We start from the raw sequence: 19,342 nt of genomic DNA on the forward strand, positions 1-19,342 counted from the left end.
ATTAAAAGGGTAAATACATCGAGGTGTTAGTATGACAAATTTACACACAGCCACCTTTGGCGGCGGTTGTTTTTGGTGCATCGATGCGGCCTTTCGCCGCGTTCGTGGCGTGCATAAGGTTGAATCGGGTTATACCGGTGGGCACAGCAATTCACCAACATACCGTGAGGTATGCAGCGGCGAAAGCGGTCACGCAGAAGTTGTGCAAGTGCACTTTGACCCCGCTGTGATAGATTACACCACCCTGTTGGCGATGTTTTTCACGCTTCACGACCCTACGCAGCTTAACCGTCAAGGAAATGATATTGGTAGTCAATATCGCAGTGTGGTGTTTTACCACGATAGCGCCCAAAAGCAGCAGACCGAAGCAATGATCGCGCAGCTACAAACTCATAGCGCCGCAAAAATTGTAACCGAAGTCAGTCCCGCATCAAGGTTCTATCCCGCTGAGGATTATCATCAAGACTATTACAGCGAAAATCCGAACCAAGGTTATTGCAGTATCTTAATTGCCCCAAAAATAGAGAAGTTCGAGCACACCTTTAGTGACTTGCTCATATCATGACGACGGTAAAACAATTAAAAAAGCCTCCCAAGTGGAGGCTTTTTGTTACGCTGTTATAAATCGAATTGCAATCCAGCGTATACCTTGCGCTCAGCGCCGCGATACGCAGAGGTGACTTCACCCGTGCTCCAATCCGTGGCCGCCACGTTGGTGATATATTCTTTGTCAGTGAGATTATCGACACCGAAGGTGAACGTAAGGTCGGGTAACAATTGATAGCGAGCATTGAGGTTCACCAAAGTATAGCTTGGCAAGTCAGTACGATAGTAACTCAACCTATCGGAGCGGTACTGCAGTTGTGCACCGACATACCATTTGTCGAACTGCTTACCTACGGACCAATTGAAGGTTTTTTCGGCTCTAAGCACCAATGCTTGCCCGGTATTGTCGTCTTCAGCATCAACATAACTAAAGTTAAGCTGGTGATCGATACCAAACATATCTTGCACTTGTGCACTCAACTCAACTCCTTCAAAACTCGCTTTGGCGATATTTTCCGGGCCGTTGTTGCCCCATGCGATGAGATTATCGAATTGGTTTTGATACAAGGCGATATCGTATTGCCCAGATTGCAAATCAAGGCGCAGACCGAGCTCGGCATTGTTTGACTCTTCAGGTTGCAAAGCATCGTTGCTGCCCCAGATGGAACTGGCGTCATTAAACGAGGGAGCCTTAAACGCCGTGCCGTAGCTGGCGCGAAACGTCGTAATGTCACTTAGCGGCACACCCGCCGCAAGGTTGTAGGTGAAATGACCACCAAATTGTGAATGATCATCATGACGCACAACGGCATTGGTGTTAAATGCCTGGCCATCATAATAGCCTCCCACATACACACCTTTATTATTACGCGTTTGCACGGTAAAACCGGACGCAGGCTGCTCTGGTGTCGCCGAGCTGCTGTAGGAATCGCTAATGTCTTCATAGTAGTAATCGGCGCCACCACTGACAGTGATAGCTGGACTAAAGACATAATTAAGCTGATAGCTTAGCTCATCTCGTGCAGTGCTGTACTCATTGCCACGATAACCTGGCGCGCCATGTTGCTGAGTATTAATCTCATCATCTTGAGCGAGACTGGTTTGTAGCTTGTGAGCAAAGGCACCATGGTTTTTACGCCAACCCAGTTGCACATGGTATTTTTCAAAGTCGGTGTAATCATCACCAAAGCTAGTGTCGTATTCGACATAGCCTTCACTGTACTGCCCTAACAACTCTAGCACGCCATAATCACCGAGATCATAGCCGAAACGCGCGCCGAGGTTTTGATTTTCATAGCCATCTTCATCTGGGTCTTGCCCAGTGGTGACGTCAAAGCCGTCGGTGTGTTCATAGCCAAGGTTGAATGCCGCATTGAACGCTCCTTGGCGAAAAGCAAAAGCACCTTGCGCATTCACGTAGTTGTCACTGCCACTTTGTACACTCACGCTTTGGCTATCGCCGTCTCGGGTGACAATATTGATGACTCCGGCTAAGGCGTCTGAGCCATACCATGCGGCGCGGGCACCACGGATCACTTCGACTCGTTCAATACTATTGAGTGGCACACTAGAGAGCGCCTTATACCCTGTTGTGGCTGAACCAACACGAACGCCATCTACAATAACCAAAGAGTGGCTGCTAGCCGCCCCACGAATAAAGAGGCTGGTACTTTGACCTTGGCCGCCACTGCGAACAATATCGACCCCGGCATAATGAGATAATAACGCCGGCAAATCACGTACGCCAAGGCGCTCGATGTCTGCACGAGTGATCACATCGATACTGGCGAGCACATTTTCGATAGGTTGTTCGAACTTATTAGCGGTGACAGTCAATCGCTCGATAGACGGTTGCTGCTGCGCACATACCGCGCCGGAGAAAAGTGCCGCTATGCCTACAGCGACTTTGGTTTTGTTATACATGTTAGTCCCTATACCTGCGCCCACCGCACAGGAAAATGTAATGAAATGGATGTTATGGCCGGTCTCCGGACTGAATGAGCAAGACTCATATCACCGTTGCGGGGGCAGTGCAGGCTTTTCACCTGTTTCCCGATTATCCCAGTGGCTTAACTGCGTTTTGCGCTTGCGGGCACCATAACAAGGTGGCGCTATTTTGCGGACTGATGACAATAAAGTCAATGGACGTCTAAACATCTATAAAAAGATGGACTATGGCATTTACTTCACCAATAAAAAAGCCAAGTGCGAATGACTTGGCTTGAGAGGTATTTAGTCGCGGAAGTTCTTAAATTGAAAGGGCTGACCTAACTCGGCTTCGCGTACTAATTGCATTACTTGTTGTAAATCGTCGCGTTTTTTCCCGGTGACTCGCACTTCTTCACCTTGGATGGCGGCCTGAACTTTGATTTTGCTGTCTTTAATCAGCTTAACCAACTTTTTCGCGATATCTTTAGCAATGCCTTGTTTCATCGTAACTTGGCGGGTGACGTATTTACCGTGCAAATCAGCTTTTTGAATCTCAAAACTGTTTACATCTAAGCCGCGTTTTGACGCCTTACTGGCAAACATATCAAATAACTGCATCACCTGCTGTTCAGCTTCTGCGGTAAGTTCGATCAGTTCATCTTTTAGTTCTATCTTGGCATCTACGCCGCGAAAATCGTAGCGGGTTTCGAGTTCGCGTTTAGCGTTTTCAACCGCATTTTTTGCTTCGCTCATTTCGATTTCAGAAACGATATCAAATGAAGGCATGAAATTCTCCGTAACTGGCTTGTCGTTTCGGGGATTATACCCCGAGATCGGTATTTTTGTGCACTGATACACAGTGAATTCAGTTTACAGTTTGTTATACTGCCTGCGATTTCACCAGTAATAAAGGTAAAGTAAAGTGACGCGCAGAGTTTATCAGGGGTTGTTTCTAATCACATTGGTGGTCTGCACCCTGCTATTTGTTCAAGAAGTAAAAGGCTCTGTTACGCAGCTTTTCCCTCACGTCGATAAGGTCGCTCACTTTGGTATTTTCTTCGTGCTTGCCTTTATTATGGATAAAGCCTTTAGGATTCCCTTTTTTGTGCAGGTGATATTGTTGTTATTATACGGCGGAGCAATTGAGTGGATGCAGGATATGCTGCCCTACAGGCAGGCATCTTTTTATGACTTTCTCGCCGACGCGGCAGGCGCGGCCAGCTACTTTGTGATTCACTACCTATGGCAGAAGAAACGGGCCAAGGCTTAGCGCCTACTTACCTTATCGGGCCGGGGGCACTCGGCCTCACATTTGCCCACTTAATGGGGCAACACCGACCGCTAAAGCTGTTGGTGAAATCTTCTCACCCCAGCACTTTTTATTATTGCCATGGGCAGCAGAAAAGCCCCGTGGCAGCCACAGCTTGTTTAAAACCGTGCGAGCCAATTACAGAATTGTGGCTATTCGTTAAAGCGCATCAGCTGCAAGCAGCACTGGCACAGTGGCGCCCTTATCTGGCCCTCGATGCAGATATTATTATTAGCCATAATGGCATGAGCGACCTAGCACCACTTAAACAGCAACTGACTCCTCAGCAGGGGTTATTCTTTATGCTCACCCAGCAAGCAGCTTATAAAGCCGACGATAAGCATGTCGTCCATGTCAGTCAGGGTGACTCCGTGATAGGAGCCGTCAATGCCTGCGCACAGCAAAGCTTTAAGGCGCAGTTAAAGCAGTGGCAGAGATTAATCCCCGCTCTAACTGGGAGTGATGATATTACCCATGCTCGATGGCAAAAATTACTGGTGAATTTGGCAATAAACCCCATAGCAACCTGGTATCAGCTGCGCAATGGTGATGTCGCCGCTCCCTGTTATGCCAGTGATGTCTTTGCACTGCTGCAGGAGGCCATTGCCGTAGCTAAAGCGCAGAGAGTTGAATTATCGCTGCCGCAAAGCCTCGACAGCGCCTATCAAGTAATGCGCCTGACAGCGGGCAACCGCTGCTCGATGTTGCAGGATAAGTTATTGGGAAGGGAGACAGAAATAGCAGCCATGTGTGGCTTTATTGCCAGCTCGGCGCGCCAGCTTGGCCTCAGCGCGCCTATCAATGAGCTGTATTATCGGCGAATTACGGGCGATACACCTTCACATTGTTAAAGCCGTTTTCGTGCAGGATCAATGCCTGTAGTTGGCTCATCACCCCTTTAGCACAATACAGGTAGTACTCTTTGCTCTGATCTAAGTCGCCAAACTGAGTCGCTAAACGGTAAAACGGCAAGTGTTTGACCTTTACCCCGTCAATTTCTAACGGCTGAGCATCTTCCTCTTCGGGTGAGCGAATATCCAGCACCACCGCATCCGTTGGCAATTGTGATACCGATTCCGCTTCCTTGACCTCTTCTTTAGCTTGAGTATCGATATCACGAATATCCATCACTCGGGCATTATCAACCACGGTTTCGAGAACCTCGAAATCAAACTGCTGCTCTTGCTGCTCAATTACTTCTAACTTGGCTTTCACCGTTGGTTTGCGCGAAATCACACCACAGTACTCGGGCATGGCTTCGGCCATCTCGGAGGTGCCAATGGCGCGAGCAATATCAATAATATCTTGCTTATCATGTTGGATAAGTGGGCGAATGATCAGCGTATCGGTCACTCGGTCAATGACACTTAAGTTTGCCAGAGTTTGGCTTGATACTTGGCCAATACTTTCACCAGTGACCAGTGCTGGAATCCCCAGTTTTTCAGCGATAATGCTACCAGCACGCATCATCATGCGCTTGAGCACTACACCCATTTGCGAGTCTTCGACATTTTCTAGAATCTCAGCAACCACCGGCTCAAAGTCGACGGTAATAAACTTAACCTTGTGAGTCGAGCTATATTGTGACCAAAGATAATGGCTTGCTTGCTTCACGCCAATTTCATGGGCCGCGCCGCCAAGATTGAAAAACAAGAAGTGCGTACGCGCCCCTTTGCGGATCATTTGGTAGCTGGCCACCCCGGAATCAAAGCCACCAGACATCAGCGATAACACATCTTCTTGAGTTGGCAACGGAAATCCACCCATGCCTCGGTGCGCTTGGGTGACAATGTACGCGCGCTGGTCTTTAATTTCGATCTTTACTGTTACCTCAGGCCGCGTAAGCTTAACCCGAGCACCGGGTACATGCTGGTTTAGTCCGCCGCCAACATAGCGTTCAACATCGCTCGAGGAAAAGTCATGCTTACCTTGACGCTTACAGCGCACACAAAAGGTTTTACCGGCAATTTCATCGCCAAGGAGTTGCTGTGCCTGTTGGTAAATTTCATCAATGGTGGTGAATTCAATTTCTTTTACTTCATTAAATTGCACGATACCAGGAATACGCCCGAGGCTGTCAGCCATTGCGCGGCGCACTGAGTCATCGGTTAATGCCGATTCAACCGTAAGGTTATCCCAGTTGTTGCGCACCTTTACCTGCTCATCAATGCGTCGCATCATGATCTTAATGTTGTTCTCTAACACCTTGGTAAAGCGTTTACGAACGGACTTACTTTTTATCGCAATTTCGGGATGCAATTTAACAATAAACTTGATCATGACTTAACTCACAGCACACAGATAAAGCCACACTTCTGAATGAGAAAGTGGCGGAAGATTCACCAAAGCGCGCGATTATAGCAAAAACCGCTCGCCTTCGGAAATAATAGCTTAACTATGCGTGGAGGGTGACGTTTGTAGTTGCGCTTGGCGCTGCTGATAGTGTTGCTTTAACAACCCCAAAGGCTCACGCCCAGCTGCGGTAGTAAAAGCCATAAACAAGGTGATTATTTTCAACAAGCCTTGATAGATATCGCCACGATTCAGCTCGCCGCTTTGGCGACGCGCTTTGATGTAAGGGGTCCAGAAGCTGACTGTCAGCTTTAACATATGAGTTAGCTCTGCCGCTTGCTCTTCATCGACGTTGAGAATACCGTTGTCACCCAACGCCAAGACAATATCGGTTACTTGGTCAAATAAGCGTTGTTGGAAAGCGATATAATCAGCTTTAAGCTCAGCATCGCGAGACAAAATGTCGGTCATATTGTCGTAGAAAAAGTGAAATTTCCACATGAGCTCAAACAAGGCATCGAAATAATGGCTAAGCTGCGCCATTACCGGCTCATCATGATTAATCGGCTTAAACTGAGTATCTAAGTGCTGACGGTACAACTTAAAGATATGGCGAATGATGTCTTCTTTATTTTTAAAGTGGTAATACAAATTTCCAGGGCTGATTTGCAAATGGGCTGCGATATGATTTGTCGTGATAGCGCGCTCACCGTGGCTATTGAAAAGCTCAATGCTGGCTTGAATTATGCGGTCCTTGGTACTCATTATTACTTCCCTACCCTGATTGCAGGTGAGCAGTATAAACATCTTAGTCACAGTTAACAATTTATCACATGGCTGAGAGTTGAGTTTGCACTGGCAACTCACATAAAGACTGCTAAAATGCGGCCATTGCATTACATAAAAACAGAGAATCATATGCAGGTAACGGCTATCTACCCAGGGACTTTTGACCCCCTTACGAATGGTCACTTAGACCTTATTGAGCGCGCCGCTAAAATGTTCGATCAAGTCATAGTTGCGGTGGCTCATAACCCGAATAAAAAGCCTTGCTTTAGCCTTGAAGAAAGAGTGGAGTTAGCAAAGCAAATTGTCGCCGACCTTGGCAATGTCACAGTCATTGGCTTCAGCGGCCTACTTGCTGATTTAGCTAAAAATCATAAAGCGAATGTATTAGTGCGAGGCATTCGCGCGGTATCCGACTTTGAGTATGAATTCCAATTGGCCAACATGAATCGCCGCTTGAACCCCGACTTAGAAAGCGTATTTTTGACTCCCGCAGAGGAGAATTCGTTTATCTCATCGACCTTAGTTAAAGAGGTTGCCTTACATGGCGGTGATGTTTCTGAGTTTGTTGTGCCGCAAGTCGCCGCCGCTCTGAAAGAAAAGCTCGGCTAAATATAACGGTGGTAACGCTACCCGTTATCACCTACTTTCTTTGGTGCCAGAGAGGCCTTTAAAAACCGCCCTATTCGACATAGACCTAAGAAGTCTTTATTGATACTATTATGATAGTGTCCGCCACATTGATACCAAAAGAGTAAAAAGTCCAGAACCACCATGGCTCTACATTTCCGTTCACGTGTAAGTCTATATGCATATACAGAAAAAGGCAGGCATTAAATACTAAAGCTAGAATACAGTAAAGTTGGGCAGGATACCTATCAGCAGTATAGTAAATATATATAGAAATCAACGCTATGGTAAGTATATCTGCGTAGAAGTAATAGATGTACATCTCTGAGCTGTTGTGGGTGTGAGAGGTAGCTAAGTAGGACAGAAATATTATTAGGGATAGAAAAAGAGGCGAGTTAACTCTATTCTCATGGCTCGAGAACGACACGATATTGAATAACAATGCCATGAGCAGCCCCCAAAGTACGAAGGCGCCAACGTAGGGCCCTAATAGCTCGGAGAGAAACAAAAGCGGCTTATACCCCTAACTTTTGATTTGAATAACCTCTTTAAACTCCTTGAGACATTGATAATCCCTAAAATATCCCTATCAACAATCAGCACGACAATCATTGTCAGATCAGACAAATTCATACCAATTGAGTATAAACTCCATAGCCACCACGGCGTAACATTTCCCTGAATAACGATGTCATAATGCATGGCCAAAAACAAAGAGGTGTTAAAAGATAGCCCAATAACAACATACACTACACCGGGCGACGCTTTAGGCGACTTAAATGCAAAAATAACTGAAATCAATGCGAGGGTGACTAGGTCGTACATAACCCAAGTCATATAGGTATCAGCGCTCGTAAAGAAGTTGTGGAAATGATCACTGATAAAGTATGAGACGGCCATGACAAAGCTGACCCACAATAACTTTAGATCATTCTTTGCTTTAAAACCTACAAGCATCAAATTGAAAAAGAGAGCCATTAGGAAGCCCCAGACTACGAAGGCCCCCATAAAAATTGCTAGGCTTTTTTCAAGATACATCCACCCTCTCGATTTTCACGGCTAGTTTTCTTTCTTCTTAGTTGGAAGAAGAACATCACCACCGCCGCGCTGGATTTCAGCTTGGCTAGCAGCGACAGCATCACTTGATAAACTTACTGTATCAGATTGTAACGTCTGGGTGCTAGTAGTTTGTGCGGTAGGCTGTTGTGTTTGTTGTTGTAACTTAGTGTAAGCCTGTGTTTGTAGTTGAGCATTAGCATTAACTTGCATAACGTTAACTCCTTTAAAATTTTGTTAATTATTTGCTAAGCAAACCTAACTTAACATGCTTTGGGTACACACGTCACACTTCAAAGGCAATTTCTTAGCAACTCACTTTAAGCTTATGCACCACGCGTGCCAATATTTTTTGACACGCTCAGAAGCCCCAACTAAGCAACGTTTTTACATGGTATATCACCCACAGAGTGTCGCTGGTGTAGGTAGAAATCCATAGCAACTTCGTCACAGTTATCTTTACGCAGACAAAGCTCACAGTCTTTCATCACCTTTTCAGGAAGGCTTTCTTTGCTGCTGTCCGCAAACCCAAGTTTAGCAAAGAAATCCGGTACACGCGTAAGTACAATCACTCTTTTAAGCGCCAATTTTTTGGCTTTCACTAACAGGTGATGAACCAATAAACGCCCCTGCCCTTTTACTCCGGTATCGGGGTTAACCCCTAATGAGCGTATCTCCGCTAAGCCGGTATCATAAATATACAACGACGCACAACCTGTTACTTGGCCATTCACTTCGGTCACGGCAAACTCATTAATGGAATGCACCATATCGCTTTTAGCACGGGGTAAATTCTCCCCTACCTTGGCCCAATATTGAACCAGCTCACTGATAGCTTCAACATCATGCAGATTGGCATCACGTACTTTAATTGTACCTTGCTGTTTAGCTTGCTTAATGGCAAATTCCACTTGCTTTGGAGATGTTCCACCTAGGGCCTTACGTGCCGCCAAACAGGCATCGAGTGCCAACATAGGATAAACATCTTCAGCAATAACATCGCACACCGATTGAAATTCGGACAAACTCAACTGCTCAAGGCTTTTTCCTTCTGAAATTGCCAGCTGCACCAGTTGCCCAACAATATGATGCCCTTCACGAAATGGGATCCCTTTTGCCACTAAATAATCAGCAAGCTCGGTGGCATTCGCATGCCCACCTTGGGCGGCGGCTTTGGTCTTATCACTATTGACCTTAATGCCGTTTACGCATGCTTGCGCCATATGTAGACATGCCAGCCAAGTCGGTAGCGCATCGAAAAGTCCTTCTTTATCTTCTTGCATGTCTTTGTTGTAGGCTAAAGGCAGTGACTTTAACGTCATCATCATCGCACTCATAGCACCAAAAACACGCCCTGTTTTGCCGCGAATCAACTCTAAAGCATCGGGGTTTTTCTTCTGCGGCATCAACGATGAGCCGGAGGTAACGTTATCGGCCAACTCAATAAAACCGGCTTCGCCGGAATTGTAGAAAATTAAATCTTCGGCAAAACGTGACAAGTGCAACATTGAAATGGATGCCGTGCTCAGCAGCTCGACCACAAAGTCTCTATCAGAAACCGCATCCAAGCTATTACGAGTCGGCGCTGCAAAACCAAGATCTTGCGCCAAATGCTCGCGGTCAATGGCATATGCAGTGCCCGCCAGCGCACCACTTCCAAGTGGACATTGGTCCATACGTTGAACCGCATCATTAAGGCGACTACTATCGCGCTCTAGCATTTCCACATAGGCCATGCACCAGTGACTAAAAAGTACCGGCTGAGCGCGCTGTAAATGAGTATAGCCAGGTAGTACGGTGCCCAGCTCTCGCTCGGCTAAGGCAATCAGTGCATTCTTGATCTCACTAATGGCTTCACTGACTGTCGCCGCCGTTTTTTTGCACCACAAACGAAAGTCGGTAGCGACTTGGTCATTACGGCTGCGGCCAGTGTGTAGCTTCTTCGCGAGGTCACCCACTTTATCAATCAGCGCAGCTTCAACAAAAGAGTGAATATCCTCTACACCGCTGATAGCCACACTTTCGGGCTGCGCTTGCACTTGCTCCAACAACTCATACAGCGCCGTAACTAAACGTCGGTGTTCATCATCGTTGAGTACCGCCACACGATTTAGCGCGCCGGCCCACGCCACTGAACCAATAATGTCTTGCTCCGCCATGACATAGTCAAATGGTAATGAATCATTAAACTGTTTAAATGCTTCATCCGGTCCAGATGAAAAGCGCCCGCCCCATAATGCCATTGTTGCTCTCCTCGTTACTTCTTCAGTGCTGCAATTCTGCTTGAAAGTGAAAATAGCCGTATAAAGCCCTCGGCATGAGACTGGTCATACACATCGTCCTCGCCGAAAGTGGCGAAGTCTTCGCTGTATAAACTGTTTTCTGACTGCTTTTGTACGGCGATTGCCTGACCTTTGTATAGTTTCATCACCACTTCACCATTGGCATGCTCGGCAAACGCATTGGCCGCGCCCAGAATCGAATCTTTTAAAGGCGTAAACCAACGGCCGTCATAGACCAAGTGCGCAAACTCTAGGGCAAAAGTGTCTTTCCATTTACGGCTCGCTTTATCCAGCACAAGTTCGTCAATAGCCTGCAAAGCAGCCATCATCACCGTGCCGCCAGGTGTTTCATAACAGCCGCGAGATTTCATACCCACCAAGCGGTTCTCAACAATATCGACACGGCCAACCCCGTGCACAGCTGCAATGTCATTAAGCTTCACTAGGCATTGATAAGGGCTCAGCGCTTCTCTATTTACGGCAACCACCTCACCGCGTTGAATGGTTAGCGTCACTAACTCGGCTTCATTTGGCGCTTGTTCAGGCGATTGCGTCATGGTCCATACTTGCTCGCTGGGCTGACACCAAGGATCTTCAAGCTCCCCCCCCTCATGGGAGATGTGCCATGCATTGGCATCACGACTATAAATTTTCGTTGCCGATGCAGCGCAGGGAATATCTCGCTGCGCTAAGTAATCCAGTAACGACTCCCGGCTTGATAGATGCCACTCTCGCCACGGTGCAATCACTTTTAAATCCGGAGCCAACGCCGCAAAACAGGACTCGAAGCGTACTTGGTCATTACCTTTCCCGGTGCAACCATGAGAAAGGGCATCGGCACCCACTTTGCGAGCTATTTCAACCTGTGCTTTGGCAATAATAGGACGTGCCATTGACGTCCCTAGCAGATAGGTGCCCTCATATACACAGCCGGTTTTGAGCGTCGGATAAATATATTCAGCCACCATCTGCTCTTTTAAATCCACCACGTAACATTCGGATGCCCCTGAGGCGATGGCTTTTTCCTCAACCCCTTCGAGCTCTTCGGCGCCTTGGCCCACATCGGCGACAAAGGCAACCACTTCACAGTCATAGTTTTCTTTTAGCCATGGCACGATGGCTGATGTATCTAGTCCGCCGGAATAGGCCAGTACGACTTTTTTAATTGCGCTCATTTCGGATCCTTAGCAAAAATTTGGGTTCAAAAGGGTTAATAGCAAGGCATTTTGCGCATACATACGATTTTGTGCCTGCTGAATAATTTTGGCCTGCGGCGAGTCCATCACTTCAGAGGTGATTTCAAACTCACGATGCGCTGGCTGACAGTGCAAAATAGTTTGCGCGCCGGTCATATCCACCAGCTGTTTATTGAGCTGATAAGGCAGATATTTATCTTTAACCTGCTGGAGCGGGGTGTCATCCCCCATCGACACCCAAGTATCGGCATAAAGCGCATTCGCCCCCACAGCGGCCTCGACTCTATCACTCACTAATACTGACGCGCCTTTGCTCGCGGCAATTTGCTCTGCTTGCTTAACAATTTGTGCATCTGGACCGCTGCCTTTAGGGCATACAGCCACGAAGTCAGTCCCTAGGGTGGCGGCCAACAACATCAATGAATGGGTGACGTTATTGCCCTCGCCGAGATAAGCCAGCTTGAGCTCGCTAACCTCACCGTGCACCTCTTGCAAGGTTAAAAAGTCCGCCAGTGCTTGGCAGGGGTGGTATAGGTCACACAAAGAATTCACCACCGGTTTAGATGAGAACTGTGCCAGCTCTTGCACTGTGTTATGGTGATTAACCCGCGCCACGATGGCATCGGCCCAGGTGCTGATATTCAAAGCAAAGTCCTTTACCGACTCGCGGTTGCCCATGGCGCCATTTTGCTGATCTAAGTAGACCGCATGGCCACCGAGTTTATTGATGCCTATATCGAAGCTTAGGCGAGTTCTGAGGCTTTGCTTTTCAAATAAGGTAACCACCGATTTGCCCGCTAAGGCTTGGGCATAATCATTGGGTTGCGCTTTCATTTTTTGCGCTAGGGCGAGTAGCGCGAGTACGGCTTTGTCGTCCAGCTCGAGGCCGGTAATAAAATCATGTTTCATGGTCTATGCTTACATTGTAATTTGCGTGCCAACATGCTCACCATTGAGCAATGCAACTAAGTTCTCTGGCTTTTGCCAGCTCGAAATGTAAACACCCCGTCGTAAATACTGGGCAGCAAGAAGGCTGGTCTTTACTTTGACCTCCATCCCACCCGAGATAACTCCTTGGGCTATCAATTCATCTATTTGCTCAGCACTTAATTGGTGTAACGGCTGAGCGGATTTATCCAGTACGGCCTCAACGTCGGTCATAAAAATCAATTCACCATCGAGTTGTTTGGCAATTGCCGCTGCGGCCTCATCAGCGTTAACGTTGAACCATTGTCCTTGTTCATCAAAACCAACTGAGCTCACAACAGGCAGCTTTCCTACCTCTAGCAAGGCTGGAATAGCCGAGCGAGCACCTTGACTACACTCACCCACCCGACCCAGTGCCTTGAGTTTTTGCTGCGCATTGACCCCGGCTTCGTATAAACTCAGCCCTGCAGGCTCGAGGCCATTGGCTATCGCTGCTCCCATCAATTGTTTATTGGCACACCCAGCTAGGGCACCAACGATATAGGGCATTTGCTCGGCAGGACTGATGCGTAAACCTTGGTGCTTCGCGGTGGCGAATCCCGCATCGTGCAGCCAGCGGTCAACCAGTGAGCCACCGCCGTGAACCACAACAAAACGGGTGTCGGTCATGGTCGCCAAGGTTGCGAACAATGCTTGCACTGACTGTGGGCTGTTTAACAGGGCGCCGCCCAATTTAATTACCCAAGTGGTGTTGCTACTCGTCATCATTTTCCTCTTTATACCAAACCAGTCGTTGGGTCTAATCCAGCGTTAATGTTCATACATTGCAGCGCTTGACCTGATGCGCCTTTTAGTAAGTTATCGATGGCAACACTGATAATCAGTTGCTGCTGTTGCAAATGCCAACCAATATCAACATAAGGGGTTTGCGCGACGCCTTTAATTGATGCCAAACCACCGGCACCGAGCAGGCGAATCAAAGGTTCATCGGCAAGACATTGATAAGCATCGGTGATGTCGGTAAGCGTGGTCCCTTCATTTACTTGCGCGTATATGGTTGCCAAGATACCGCGATTAAAATTTCCCAAGTGTGGGGTAAATAGCACTGGGTGCCCCAATGCTTGTTCAACCTCCGGAGTATGGCGATGATTAAACACGCCATAAGGAGCCAGTGATACTTCGCAAAAGTGCGTGTTCATATTGGCTTTGCGCCCTGCCCCAGTCACCCCGGATACAGCATTAATGATCACTTTTTGCTGCGGCGCTAATAACCCTGCTTGTTGAACCGGTTTAAGCGCGTTGAGGCTGGCTGTTGGGTAACAGCCCGCCACAGCAACCAGTTGTGCATCCATGATGGCGCTGTTGTGCCACTCAGCTAGCCCATACACTGCTTGGCGCAATAGTTCAGGGTGGGGATGATCAAAGCCATAGTACTGGGTATAGAGTTCGGCATCGGTAAGACGAAACCCGCCAGAAAGGTCAAAAACTTTAATACCCTGCTCGAGAAATTGCGGCGCCAATTCAACACTTACTTTGTGCTCGGTACATAGGCACACGGCGTGCGCATGCTGACCAATATCAGCAATAGCATCGGCTGTTAGGCCTTGCAGTGGCATGTCTAATAACCCACGGTGCTGAGGATAAAGATCGCTGAGTTTTTTGTCGCGATCATGACTCCCGGCAGAGACATAGCAGCCCTGCAAGACAAAATGAGGATGCTTGGCAACTAATTGCGCCAACTCAGCGCCGCTATAACCACTTGCGCCAATAATTACGATGTTCATGAAGATGCTCTTTTTTGGTTTAATCAAGGGCGAGATGCCCAACGCGTCACACTCTCACACTAGGGTTTTCTAGGTGAGCGGCTTATCGTCGTCGCGCTGTACAAAGGGGGTGATGAACCATCATAATCAAACCAATAATTATGCTTAAAAAGTGAATTGATATTCACTATAAAGACATTTATATTAATATGCAACAATCGCGAATAATTATTTGGAAATGTATGGCTCTCCCCGACTTTTTGCACCTTTACCGGGAGTTGATCGCTACCCCATCGATCAGTTCACTGGATCCGAAATTAAGCCAAAGCAACCGCGCCGTTATTGAACACTTGGCATCTTGGTGCGAGGAGTTGGGCTTTGCGTGTGAAATAAAACCACTCAGTACTGATGCCGATAAGTTTAATTTGATAGCGAAGCGTGGCCATGGCAGCGGCGGGTTGATGTTGGCAGGGCATACCGATACCGTTCCTTTTGATCAAGGCCGTTGGAGTATGGACCCCTTCACTTTGAGCGAGCGAGATAATAAGCTCTTTGGCCTTGGCAGCATCGATATGAAAGGGTTCTTTGCTTTTGTGCTCAATGCCATCGCTGAGTTGGACGCGAGTAAGCAACAACAACCGCTGCTTATTCTCGCCACCGCCGATGAAGAAACCACCATGGCTGGTGCCCAAGAAGTGGCAAAGTACCCAGACTTAAAACCGGCTCGCTGCGTTATTGGCGAACCCACCGATATGACCCCTGTATTTACTCACAAAGGGCATATGACATCGGCGATTCGTATCGTTGGCAAAAGCGGGCACAGCTCTGATCCTGAGCGCGGCATCAATGCCATTGAAGTGATGCACTTGGTGATTCAAAAATTATTGGTTCTAAAAGAGGATCTTAAGAATAAATATTCAATTGAACATTTTGCCATTCCCTACCCGACATTGAACCTTGGTCACATACATGGCGGTGATAACGCTAACCGCATTTGCGGATGTTGTGAGTTACAGTTAGATATGCGCCCGTTACCAGGATTGAGTATCGTCGAGCTGCAAGCCATGTTATTAGCGGCAACTCAGGACATCACTGCTCGCTACCCTGGCTGCGTTGAAGTCATTGATATGCATGACCCGATCCCTGCCTTTGCAGGGACCACTGATAGCGCGCTAGTGCAGCTGGCGCAAAAGATTTCGCAACAGCCAGCAATAGCGGTGAACTACTGCACTGAAGCCCCCTTTATTCAGCAATTGGGCTGTGAAACCATAGTCATGGGCCCAGGTTCCATCAACCAAGCACATCAGCCCGATGAATTCTTGGCCATGGACCGTATTGCTCCATCACAACGTATTATCAAAGAGCTTATTCAGCAAAGTTGTTGGTAATACTGACTTCATGACGCACGGATAGCGAGCACAAAAAAGCCCCTCATGGAGGGGCTTTAAACTAATCAACAAGATTCAAAGATACAATGTTACTGTAAGCCTAAACGCTTAAGTTCACGCTCAACCATCTTGCTTGAAAGTGGCACATAACCATCTTTCTCAACAATTTTTTGACCTGTTTGTGATAGCACCATTTTTACAAACTCAGCATCGATAGGAGATAGTGGCTTGTTAGGGTGCTTATTCACGTAAACGTAAAGGAAACGTGATAGTGGATATTTGCCCGTTGCAACGTTATCAAGTGTTGCATCAACAAACTTATCGCCTTTTTTCGCCAGTGGCACCGTACGTACACCAGAGGTCTTGTAACCGATGCCTGAGTAACCAATCGCATTCACAGAAGAAGAGATTGACTGTACTACCGATGCAGAGCCAGGCTGCTCGTTTACGTTATTACGGAAGTCACCTTTACATAGGGCTTTCTTCTTGAAGTAACCATAAGTACCAGATACTGAGTTACGACCATATAATTGAATATCTTTTGCCGCCCAATCACCCGTTAGGCCAACATCGCCCCAACGGTTAATCTGTTCGCTGGCGCCACATTTACGCGTTGAAGAGAAAATGGCGTCAACTTGGTCAATGCGCAAGCCTTCAATGGGGTTGTCTTTATGCACGAATACCGCCAAGGCATCAATCGCTACGCGAATTTCTGTCGGCTTATAACCATGGCGCTTTTCAAACGCTTCGATTTCCTTTGACTTCATTTTACGGCTCATAGGGCCGAAGTTTGCCGTTCCTTCAGTGAGCGCCGGTGGTGCCGTTGATGAACCTGCAGCTTGGATTTGAATATTGACGTTAGGATAAATACGCTTATATTCTTCAGCCCAGAAGGTCATCATGTTTGCTAGCGTATCGGAACCAACCGATGAAAAGTTACCAGAGATGCCGCTCGTTTTTTCGTACTCTGGAATTGCTTTATCTAGAGCAACTGCCTGACCTGCTGTCAGGGCACTTACAGCAACCCCCATTGCAGCAACTAAGTTTTTAAATTTCATTGGGTTCTCCAATTTGTTCTTCCCGTGTTTCAACTGCTGTCATTGTGCAGTGACAAGATGACAGTTAAATTACTTGAGTATTACAGTTTTATGACTTTGCTAATTTTGTACGTGTTCTAGTGCTGGGACTAACCAACTTGGTTCAAAGGCGAACCAAAAACACGAGCCTTTACCGACGACACTGTCGATATGCAGGTGTGAGTCGTGACGCGACAACACGTGTTTAGTAATAGCTAGGCCGAGGCCCGAGCCCCCCGTTTTCCGACTTCGCGCTTTATCCACTCGATAAAAGCGCTCGGTTAAACGGTTGATATGTTCAGGCGCGATGCCCTCACCATTATCGGTCACGCTAAACACCGCTTGACCGTCTTGGCGATACCAACGCACCGTAATTTCTCCCTCATCGGGGGTGTAGTGCACAGCATTAAATACCAGGTTTGAAAACGCGCTGCGTAACTCATCAGCAGCGCCAACGATATCTAAGCTGGTATCGACATCAAAATACAGGCGGTGGCCTTTATCTTGATTCAACGATGTCGCTTCTGTTTCGATAACTTCCAACATTTTCGGCACATTGACTGGTTTATCATTGTCGTGTTTGCGTGCTCCTTCAATTCGCGACAGCGACAACAACTGATTGACCAAGCTATCCATTCGCTGACACTGCTCAATCATCGTGCCATGGGCTTTATCCCACATCGCTGGCGGTGGTAAGTTGTCGCCATCAAGCATCTCTAAATAGCCGGTAACCACAGTTAACGGTGTACGCAGCTCATGTGATACGTTGGCAACAAAGTCTTTACGCATCTGCTCCAATTGCTTAAGGCGAGTAATATCACGGACCACCATCATGATCTGTGATTGTGCATAGGGCATCACCCGAAATTCCAACACTTGTTCACCGGTGTGGGTTAAATCAAGCTCAAGGGCATCGTTGAATTGGTGCTGCTGCATATAGCGGCTAAATTTGGGGTGTCGAATGAGGTTATCTATACGCTGTCCATGATCAGTGGGCCACTGCAAGCCCAATAACCGCAGCGCTAATTGGTTACACCAGACGATGCTGAAGTCCTGTTGCAGCACAATCACAGCATCAGGTACAGCTTCGGCCCCCTCGCGGAAACGACGGATCAAGTCAGCCAGCTCATTGCGCTTTTTACGGTTGCGTTGTTGGAGCTGGTAAATTCCCTCGAAAACCTGCTCCCAAGCCCCTTCTCCCTCCGGTGGATTAAAGCTACGTTGGTTAATAAGCCAATCACTAAGGCGGTAAAGCTGGCGATAATGCCACAGTAACAATGTGATAGCGCCCAAAAATAGAAGCAAAAAAGGCGCGCCTACTAGCACGCCTATCAACAATAAAGGCAGGAAAAAGATAACTAAACGCTTGGTAAGTGTGCGTTTATTAACCACTCGGTACATAGACTCGCTCTACTTAAAACAATGTGTCATCGGCCTGATGCCGATGCAATGAGCAATAAAGATAGTTATACCTTGCTAGAAAAACGATAACCAGCACCACGCACAGTTTGTACTAAGCGATCATGTCCCATGGGAGCAATTGCTTTACGCAGGCGACGAATATGCACATCAACGGTGCGATCCTCAACGTAAACATTGGTTCCCCATACATGATCCAGTAGCTGCTCACGACTATATACTCGCTCAGGGTGGGTCATAAAAAAATGTAGCAAACGAAATTCGGTAGGCCCCATATCCAACTCGCTGCCATCGGATGTCACACGATGAGAAATAGGGTCTAAACGCAAGCCGTGTACTTCGATAGCCTCTTCAAGTGATGTCGGCGCCACACGGCGAATAACGGCTTTAATGCGTGCCATTAATTCTTTCGGAGAGAATGGCTTAGTCACATAATCGTCGGCCCCCACTTCCAGGCCTTTCACTTTGTCTTCTTCTTCACCTCGGGCGGTGAGCATAATAATGGGAATTGCGCGGGTATGATCGTTTTGTTTAAATTTCTTCGCAATCTGAATACCGCTGCCTCCGGGCAACATCCAATCCAGTAATACCATATCTGGGTAGGGCTCTACCATGGCTGCTATGGCAGAGTCGTAATCCTCAGCTTCAATGGCTTGAAAACCATTCTGTTCTAAAACAAACACCAGCATTTCGCGGATGGGCGCTTCATCATCGACCACAAGAACTTTACGTGACATTCCGTT

Annotated in this window: 19 protein-coding genes and 1 riboswitch; of the genes, 5 read left to right on the forward strand and 14 right to left on the reverse strand. The window is 47.4% G+C overall.

The window, feature by feature from the left end:
• Positions 1 to 31 precede the first annotated feature (31 nt).
• Positions 32 to 565, forward strand: coding sequence for a peptide-methionine (S)-S-oxide reductase MsrA (gene msrA / locus MHM95_RS12915; protein ID WP_239385485.1), 534 nt, complete (start codon positions 32 to 34; stop codon positions 563 to 565).
• Positions 566 to 618: 53 nt separating this feature from the next.
• Here msrA and MHM95_RS12920 read toward each other — a convergent pair whose 3' ends face one another.
• Both MHM95_RS12920 and MHM95_RS12925 read right to left on the reverse strand, forming a co-directional pair.
• Positions 619 to 2,469, reverse strand: coding sequence for a TonB-dependent receptor (locus MHM95_RS12920; protein WP_239385486.1), 1,851 nt, complete (start codon positions 2,467 to 2,469; stop codon positions 619 to 621).
• Positions 2,470 to 2,507: 38 nt separating this feature from the next.
• Positions 2,508 to 2,661, reverse strand: a riboswitch (cobalamin riboswitch).
• A 117-nt stretch (positions 2,662 to 2,778) separates the two neighbouring features.
• Positions 2,779 to 3,261: a YajQ family cyclic di-GMP-binding protein gene (locus MHM95_RS12925; protein ID WP_022943408.1), complete on the reverse strand. Its 483-nt coding sequence runs from the start codon at positions 3,259 to 3,261 to the stop codon at positions 2,779 to 2,781.
• A 136-nt stretch (positions 3,262 to 3,397) separates the two neighbouring features.
• Here MHM95_RS12925 and MHM95_RS12930 point away from each other — a divergent pair, with 136 nt between their 5' ends.
• Both MHM95_RS12930 and MHM95_RS12935 read left to right on the forward strand, forming a co-directional pair.
• Positions 3,398 to 3,745 carry a VanZ family protein gene (locus tag MHM95_RS12930; protein ID WP_138587706.1) on the forward strand — a complete coding sequence of 116 codons (348 nt, stop codon included), beginning with the start codon at positions 3,398 to 3,400 and terminating at the stop codon, positions 3,743 to 3,745.
• Positions 3,718 to 4,635 carry a ketopantoate reductase C-terminal domain-containing protein gene (locus MHM95_RS12935; RefSeq protein WP_239385487.1) on the forward strand — a complete coding sequence of 306 codons (918 nt, stop codon included), beginning with the start codon at positions 3,718 to 3,720 and terminating at the stop codon, positions 4,633 to 4,635. Before MHM95_RS12930 ends, MHM95_RS12935 begins: the two co-directional genes overlap by 28 nt.
• Here MHM95_RS12935 and thiI read toward each other — a convergent pair.
• Together thiI and MHM95_RS12945 are read right to left on the reverse strand one after the other, a co-directional pair.
• On the reverse strand, positions 4,607 to 6,064 hold the full coding sequence (gene thiI, locus MHM95_RS12940; RefSeq protein ID WP_045979288.1) for a tRNA uracil 4-sulfurtransferase ThiI: 1,458 nt from the start codon (positions 6,062 to 6,064) through the stop codon (positions 4,607 to 4,609). The genes MHM95_RS12935 and thiI overlap by 29 nt on opposite strands.
• 111 nt (positions 6,065 to 6,175) lie before the next feature.
• Positions 6,176 to 6,841 (reverse strand): TetR/AcrR family transcriptional regulator, encoded by a 666-nt coding sequence (locus MHM95_RS12945; protein ID WP_026110898.1) that lies wholly within the window; start codon positions 6,839 to 6,841, stop codon positions 6,176 to 6,178.
• A 153-nt stretch (positions 6,842 to 6,994) separates the two neighbouring features.
• Here MHM95_RS12945 and coaD point away from each other — a divergent pair, with 153 nt between their 5' ends.
• Entirely contained in the window at positions 6,995 to 7,474 is a 480-nt protein-coding gene (gene coaD / locus MHM95_RS12950; protein WP_152441498.1) for a pantetheine-phosphate adenylyltransferase, read from the forward strand.
• Between the two features lie 504 nt (positions 7,475 to 7,978).
• Here coaD and MHM95_RS12955 read toward each other — a convergent pair.
• The 7 genes from MHM95_RS12955 to argC all read right to left on the reverse strand — a co-directional run bounded on the left by MHM95_RS12955 (position 7,979) and on the right by argC (position 14,737).
• Positions 7,979 to 8,530 (reverse strand): hypothetical protein, encoded by a 552-nt coding sequence (locus tag MHM95_RS12955; RefSeq protein WP_022943401.1) that lies wholly within the window; start codon positions 8,528 to 8,530, stop codon positions 7,979 to 7,981.
• 21 nt (positions 8,531 to 8,551) lie between these two features.
• Positions 8,552 to 8,761 carry a hypothetical protein gene (locus MHM95_RS12960; protein ID WP_045979286.1) on the reverse strand — a complete coding sequence of 70 codons (210 nt, stop codon included), beginning with the start codon at positions 8,759 to 8,761 and terminating at the stop codon, positions 8,552 to 8,554.
• Between the two features lie 161 nt (positions 8,762 to 8,922).
• On the reverse strand, positions 8,923 to 10,791 hold the full coding sequence (argH, locus tag MHM95_RS12965) for an argininosuccinate lyase (protein WP_239385488.1): 1,869 nt from the start codon (positions 10,789 to 10,791) through the stop codon (positions 8,923 to 8,925).
• Positions 10,792 to 10,805: 14 nt separating this feature from the next.
• A complete protein-coding gene (locus tag MHM95_RS12970; RefSeq protein ID WP_239385489.1) occupies positions 10,806 to 12,005 on the reverse strand; it encodes an argininosuccinate synthase in 1,200 nt (399 codons plus the stop codon).
• Between the two features lie 9 nt (positions 12,006 to 12,014).
• Positions 12,015 to 12,935 carry an ornithine carbamoyltransferase gene (locus MHM95_RS12975; protein WP_022943397.1) on the reverse strand — a complete coding sequence of 307 codons (921 nt, stop codon included), beginning with the start codon at positions 12,933 to 12,935 and terminating at the stop codon, positions 12,015 to 12,017.
• A gap of 9 nt (positions 12,936 to 12,944) precedes the next feature.
• Complete coding sequence (gene argB / locus MHM95_RS12980; protein ID WP_239385645.1) at positions 12,945 to 13,718, reverse strand: acetylglutamate kinase; 774 nt, start codon at positions 13,716 to 13,718, stop codon at positions 12,945 to 12,947.
• A gap of 11 nt (positions 13,719 to 13,729) precedes the next feature.
• A complete protein-coding gene (argC, locus tag MHM95_RS12985; protein ID WP_239385491.1) occupies positions 13,730 to 14,737 on the reverse strand; it encodes an N-acetyl-gamma-glutamyl-phosphate reductase in 1,008 nt (335 codons plus the stop codon).
• A gap of 221 nt (positions 14,738 to 14,958) precedes the next feature.
• On the opposite strand from argC, the gene argE reads away from it, so the two are divergent.
• A complete protein-coding gene (gene argE / locus MHM95_RS12990) occupies positions 14,959 to 16,104 on the forward strand; it encodes an acetylornithine deacetylase (RefSeq protein ID WP_239385492.1) in 1,146 nt (381 codons plus the stop codon).
• Positions 16,105 to 16,193: 89 nt separating this feature from the next.
• Here argE and MHM95_RS12995 read toward each other — a convergent pair whose 3' ends face one another.
• From MHM95_RS12995 to phoB, 3 genes are all read right to left on the reverse strand, one after another.
• Positions 16,194 to 17,162: a phosphate ABC transporter substrate-binding protein PstS family protein gene (locus tag MHM95_RS12995; protein WP_045979281.1), complete on the reverse strand. Its 969-nt coding sequence runs from the start codon at positions 17,160 to 17,162 to the stop codon at positions 16,194 to 16,196.
• Positions 17,163 to 17,261: 99 nt separating this feature from the next.
• Positions 17,262 to 18,581, reverse strand: a complete 1,320-nt coding sequence (gene phoR, locus MHM95_RS13000; protein ID WP_151173392.1) for a phosphate regulon sensor histidine kinase PhoR — start codon at positions 18,579 to 18,581, stop codon at positions 17,262 to 17,264.
• Between the two features lie 65 nt (positions 18,582 to 18,646).
• Positions 18,647 to 19,336 carry a phosphate regulon transcriptional regulator PhoB gene (phoB, locus tag MHM95_RS13005; RefSeq protein WP_022943391.1) on the reverse strand — a complete coding sequence of 230 codons (690 nt, stop codon included), beginning with the start codon at positions 19,334 to 19,336 and terminating at the stop codon, positions 18,647 to 18,649.
• Positions 19,337 to 19,342: the final 6 nt, after the last annotated feature.

The organism is Pseudoalteromonas sp. CnMc7-15 (genome assembly GCF_022347925.1).
GTDB classification, from domain to species: domain Bacteria; phylum Pseudomonadota; class Gammaproteobacteria; order Enterobacterales; family Alteromonadaceae; genus Pseudoalteromonas; species Pseudoalteromonas ruthenica.

Coding starts and splice junctions, on each gene's coding strand:
- msrA (WP_239385485.1), top strand. CDS start 32: ATGACAAATTTACACACAGCCACCTTTGGCGGCGGTTGTTTTTGGTGC.
- MHM95_RS12920 (WP_239385486.1), bottom strand. CDS start 2,469: ATGTATAACAAAACCAAAGTCGCTGTAGGCATAGCGGCACTTTTCTCC.
- MHM95_RS12925 (WP_022943408.1), bottom strand. CDS start 3,261: ATGCCTTCATTTGATATCGTTTCTGAAATCGAAATGAGCGAAGCAAAA.
- MHM95_RS12935 (WP_239385487.1), top strand. CDS start 3,718: ATGGCAGAAGAAACGGGCCAAGGCTTAGCGCCTACTTACCTTATCGGG.
- thiI (WP_045979288.1), bottom strand. CDS start 6,064: ATGATCAAGTTTATTGTTAAATTGCATCCCGAAATTGCGATAAAAAGT.
- MHM95_RS12945 (WP_026110898.1), bottom strand. CDS start 6,841: ATGAGTACCAAGGACCGCATAATTCAAGCCAGCATTGAGCTTTTCAAT.
- coaD (WP_152441498.1), top strand. CDS start 6,995: ATGCAGGTAACGGCTATCTACCCAGGGACTTTTGACCCCCTTACGAAT.
- MHM95_RS12955 (WP_022943401.1), bottom strand. CDS start 8,530: ATGTATCTTGAAAAAAGCCTAGCAATTTTTATGGGGGCCTTCGTAGTC.
- MHM95_RS12960 (WP_045979286.1), bottom strand. CDS start 8,761: ATGCAAGTTAATGCTAATGCTCAACTACAAACACAGGCTTACACTAAG.
- argH (WP_239385488.1), bottom strand. CDS start 10,791: ATGGCATTATGGGGCGGGCGCTTTTCATCTGGACCGGATGAAGCATTT.
- MHM95_RS12970 (WP_239385489.1), bottom strand. CDS start 12,005: ATGAGCGCAATTAAAAAAGTCGTACTGGCCTATTCCGGCGGACTAGAT.
- MHM95_RS12975 (WP_022943397.1), bottom strand. CDS start 12,935: ATGAAACATGATTTTATTACCGGCCTCGAGCTGGACGACAAAGCCGTA.
- argB (WP_239385645.1), bottom strand. CDS start 13,718: ATGACGAGTAGCAACACCACTTGGGTAATTAAATTGGGCGGCGCCCTG.
- argC (WP_239385491.1), bottom strand. CDS start 14,737: ATGAACATCGTAATTATTGGCGCAAGTGGTTATAGCGGCGCTGAGTTG.
- argE (WP_239385492.1), top strand. CDS start 14,959: ATGGCTCTCCCCGACTTTTTGCACCTTTACCGGGAGTTGATCGCTACC.
- MHM95_RS12995 (WP_045979281.1), bottom strand. CDS start 17,162: ATGAAATTTAAAAACTTAGTTGCTGCAATGGGGGTTGCTGTAAGTGCC.
- phoR (WP_151173392.1), bottom strand. CDS start 18,581: ATGTACCGAGTGGTTAATAAACGCACACTTACCAAGCGTTTAGTTATC.
- phoB (WP_022943391.1), bottom strand. CDS start 19,336: ATGTCACGTAAAGTTCTTGTGGTCGATGATGAAGCGCCCATCCGCGAA.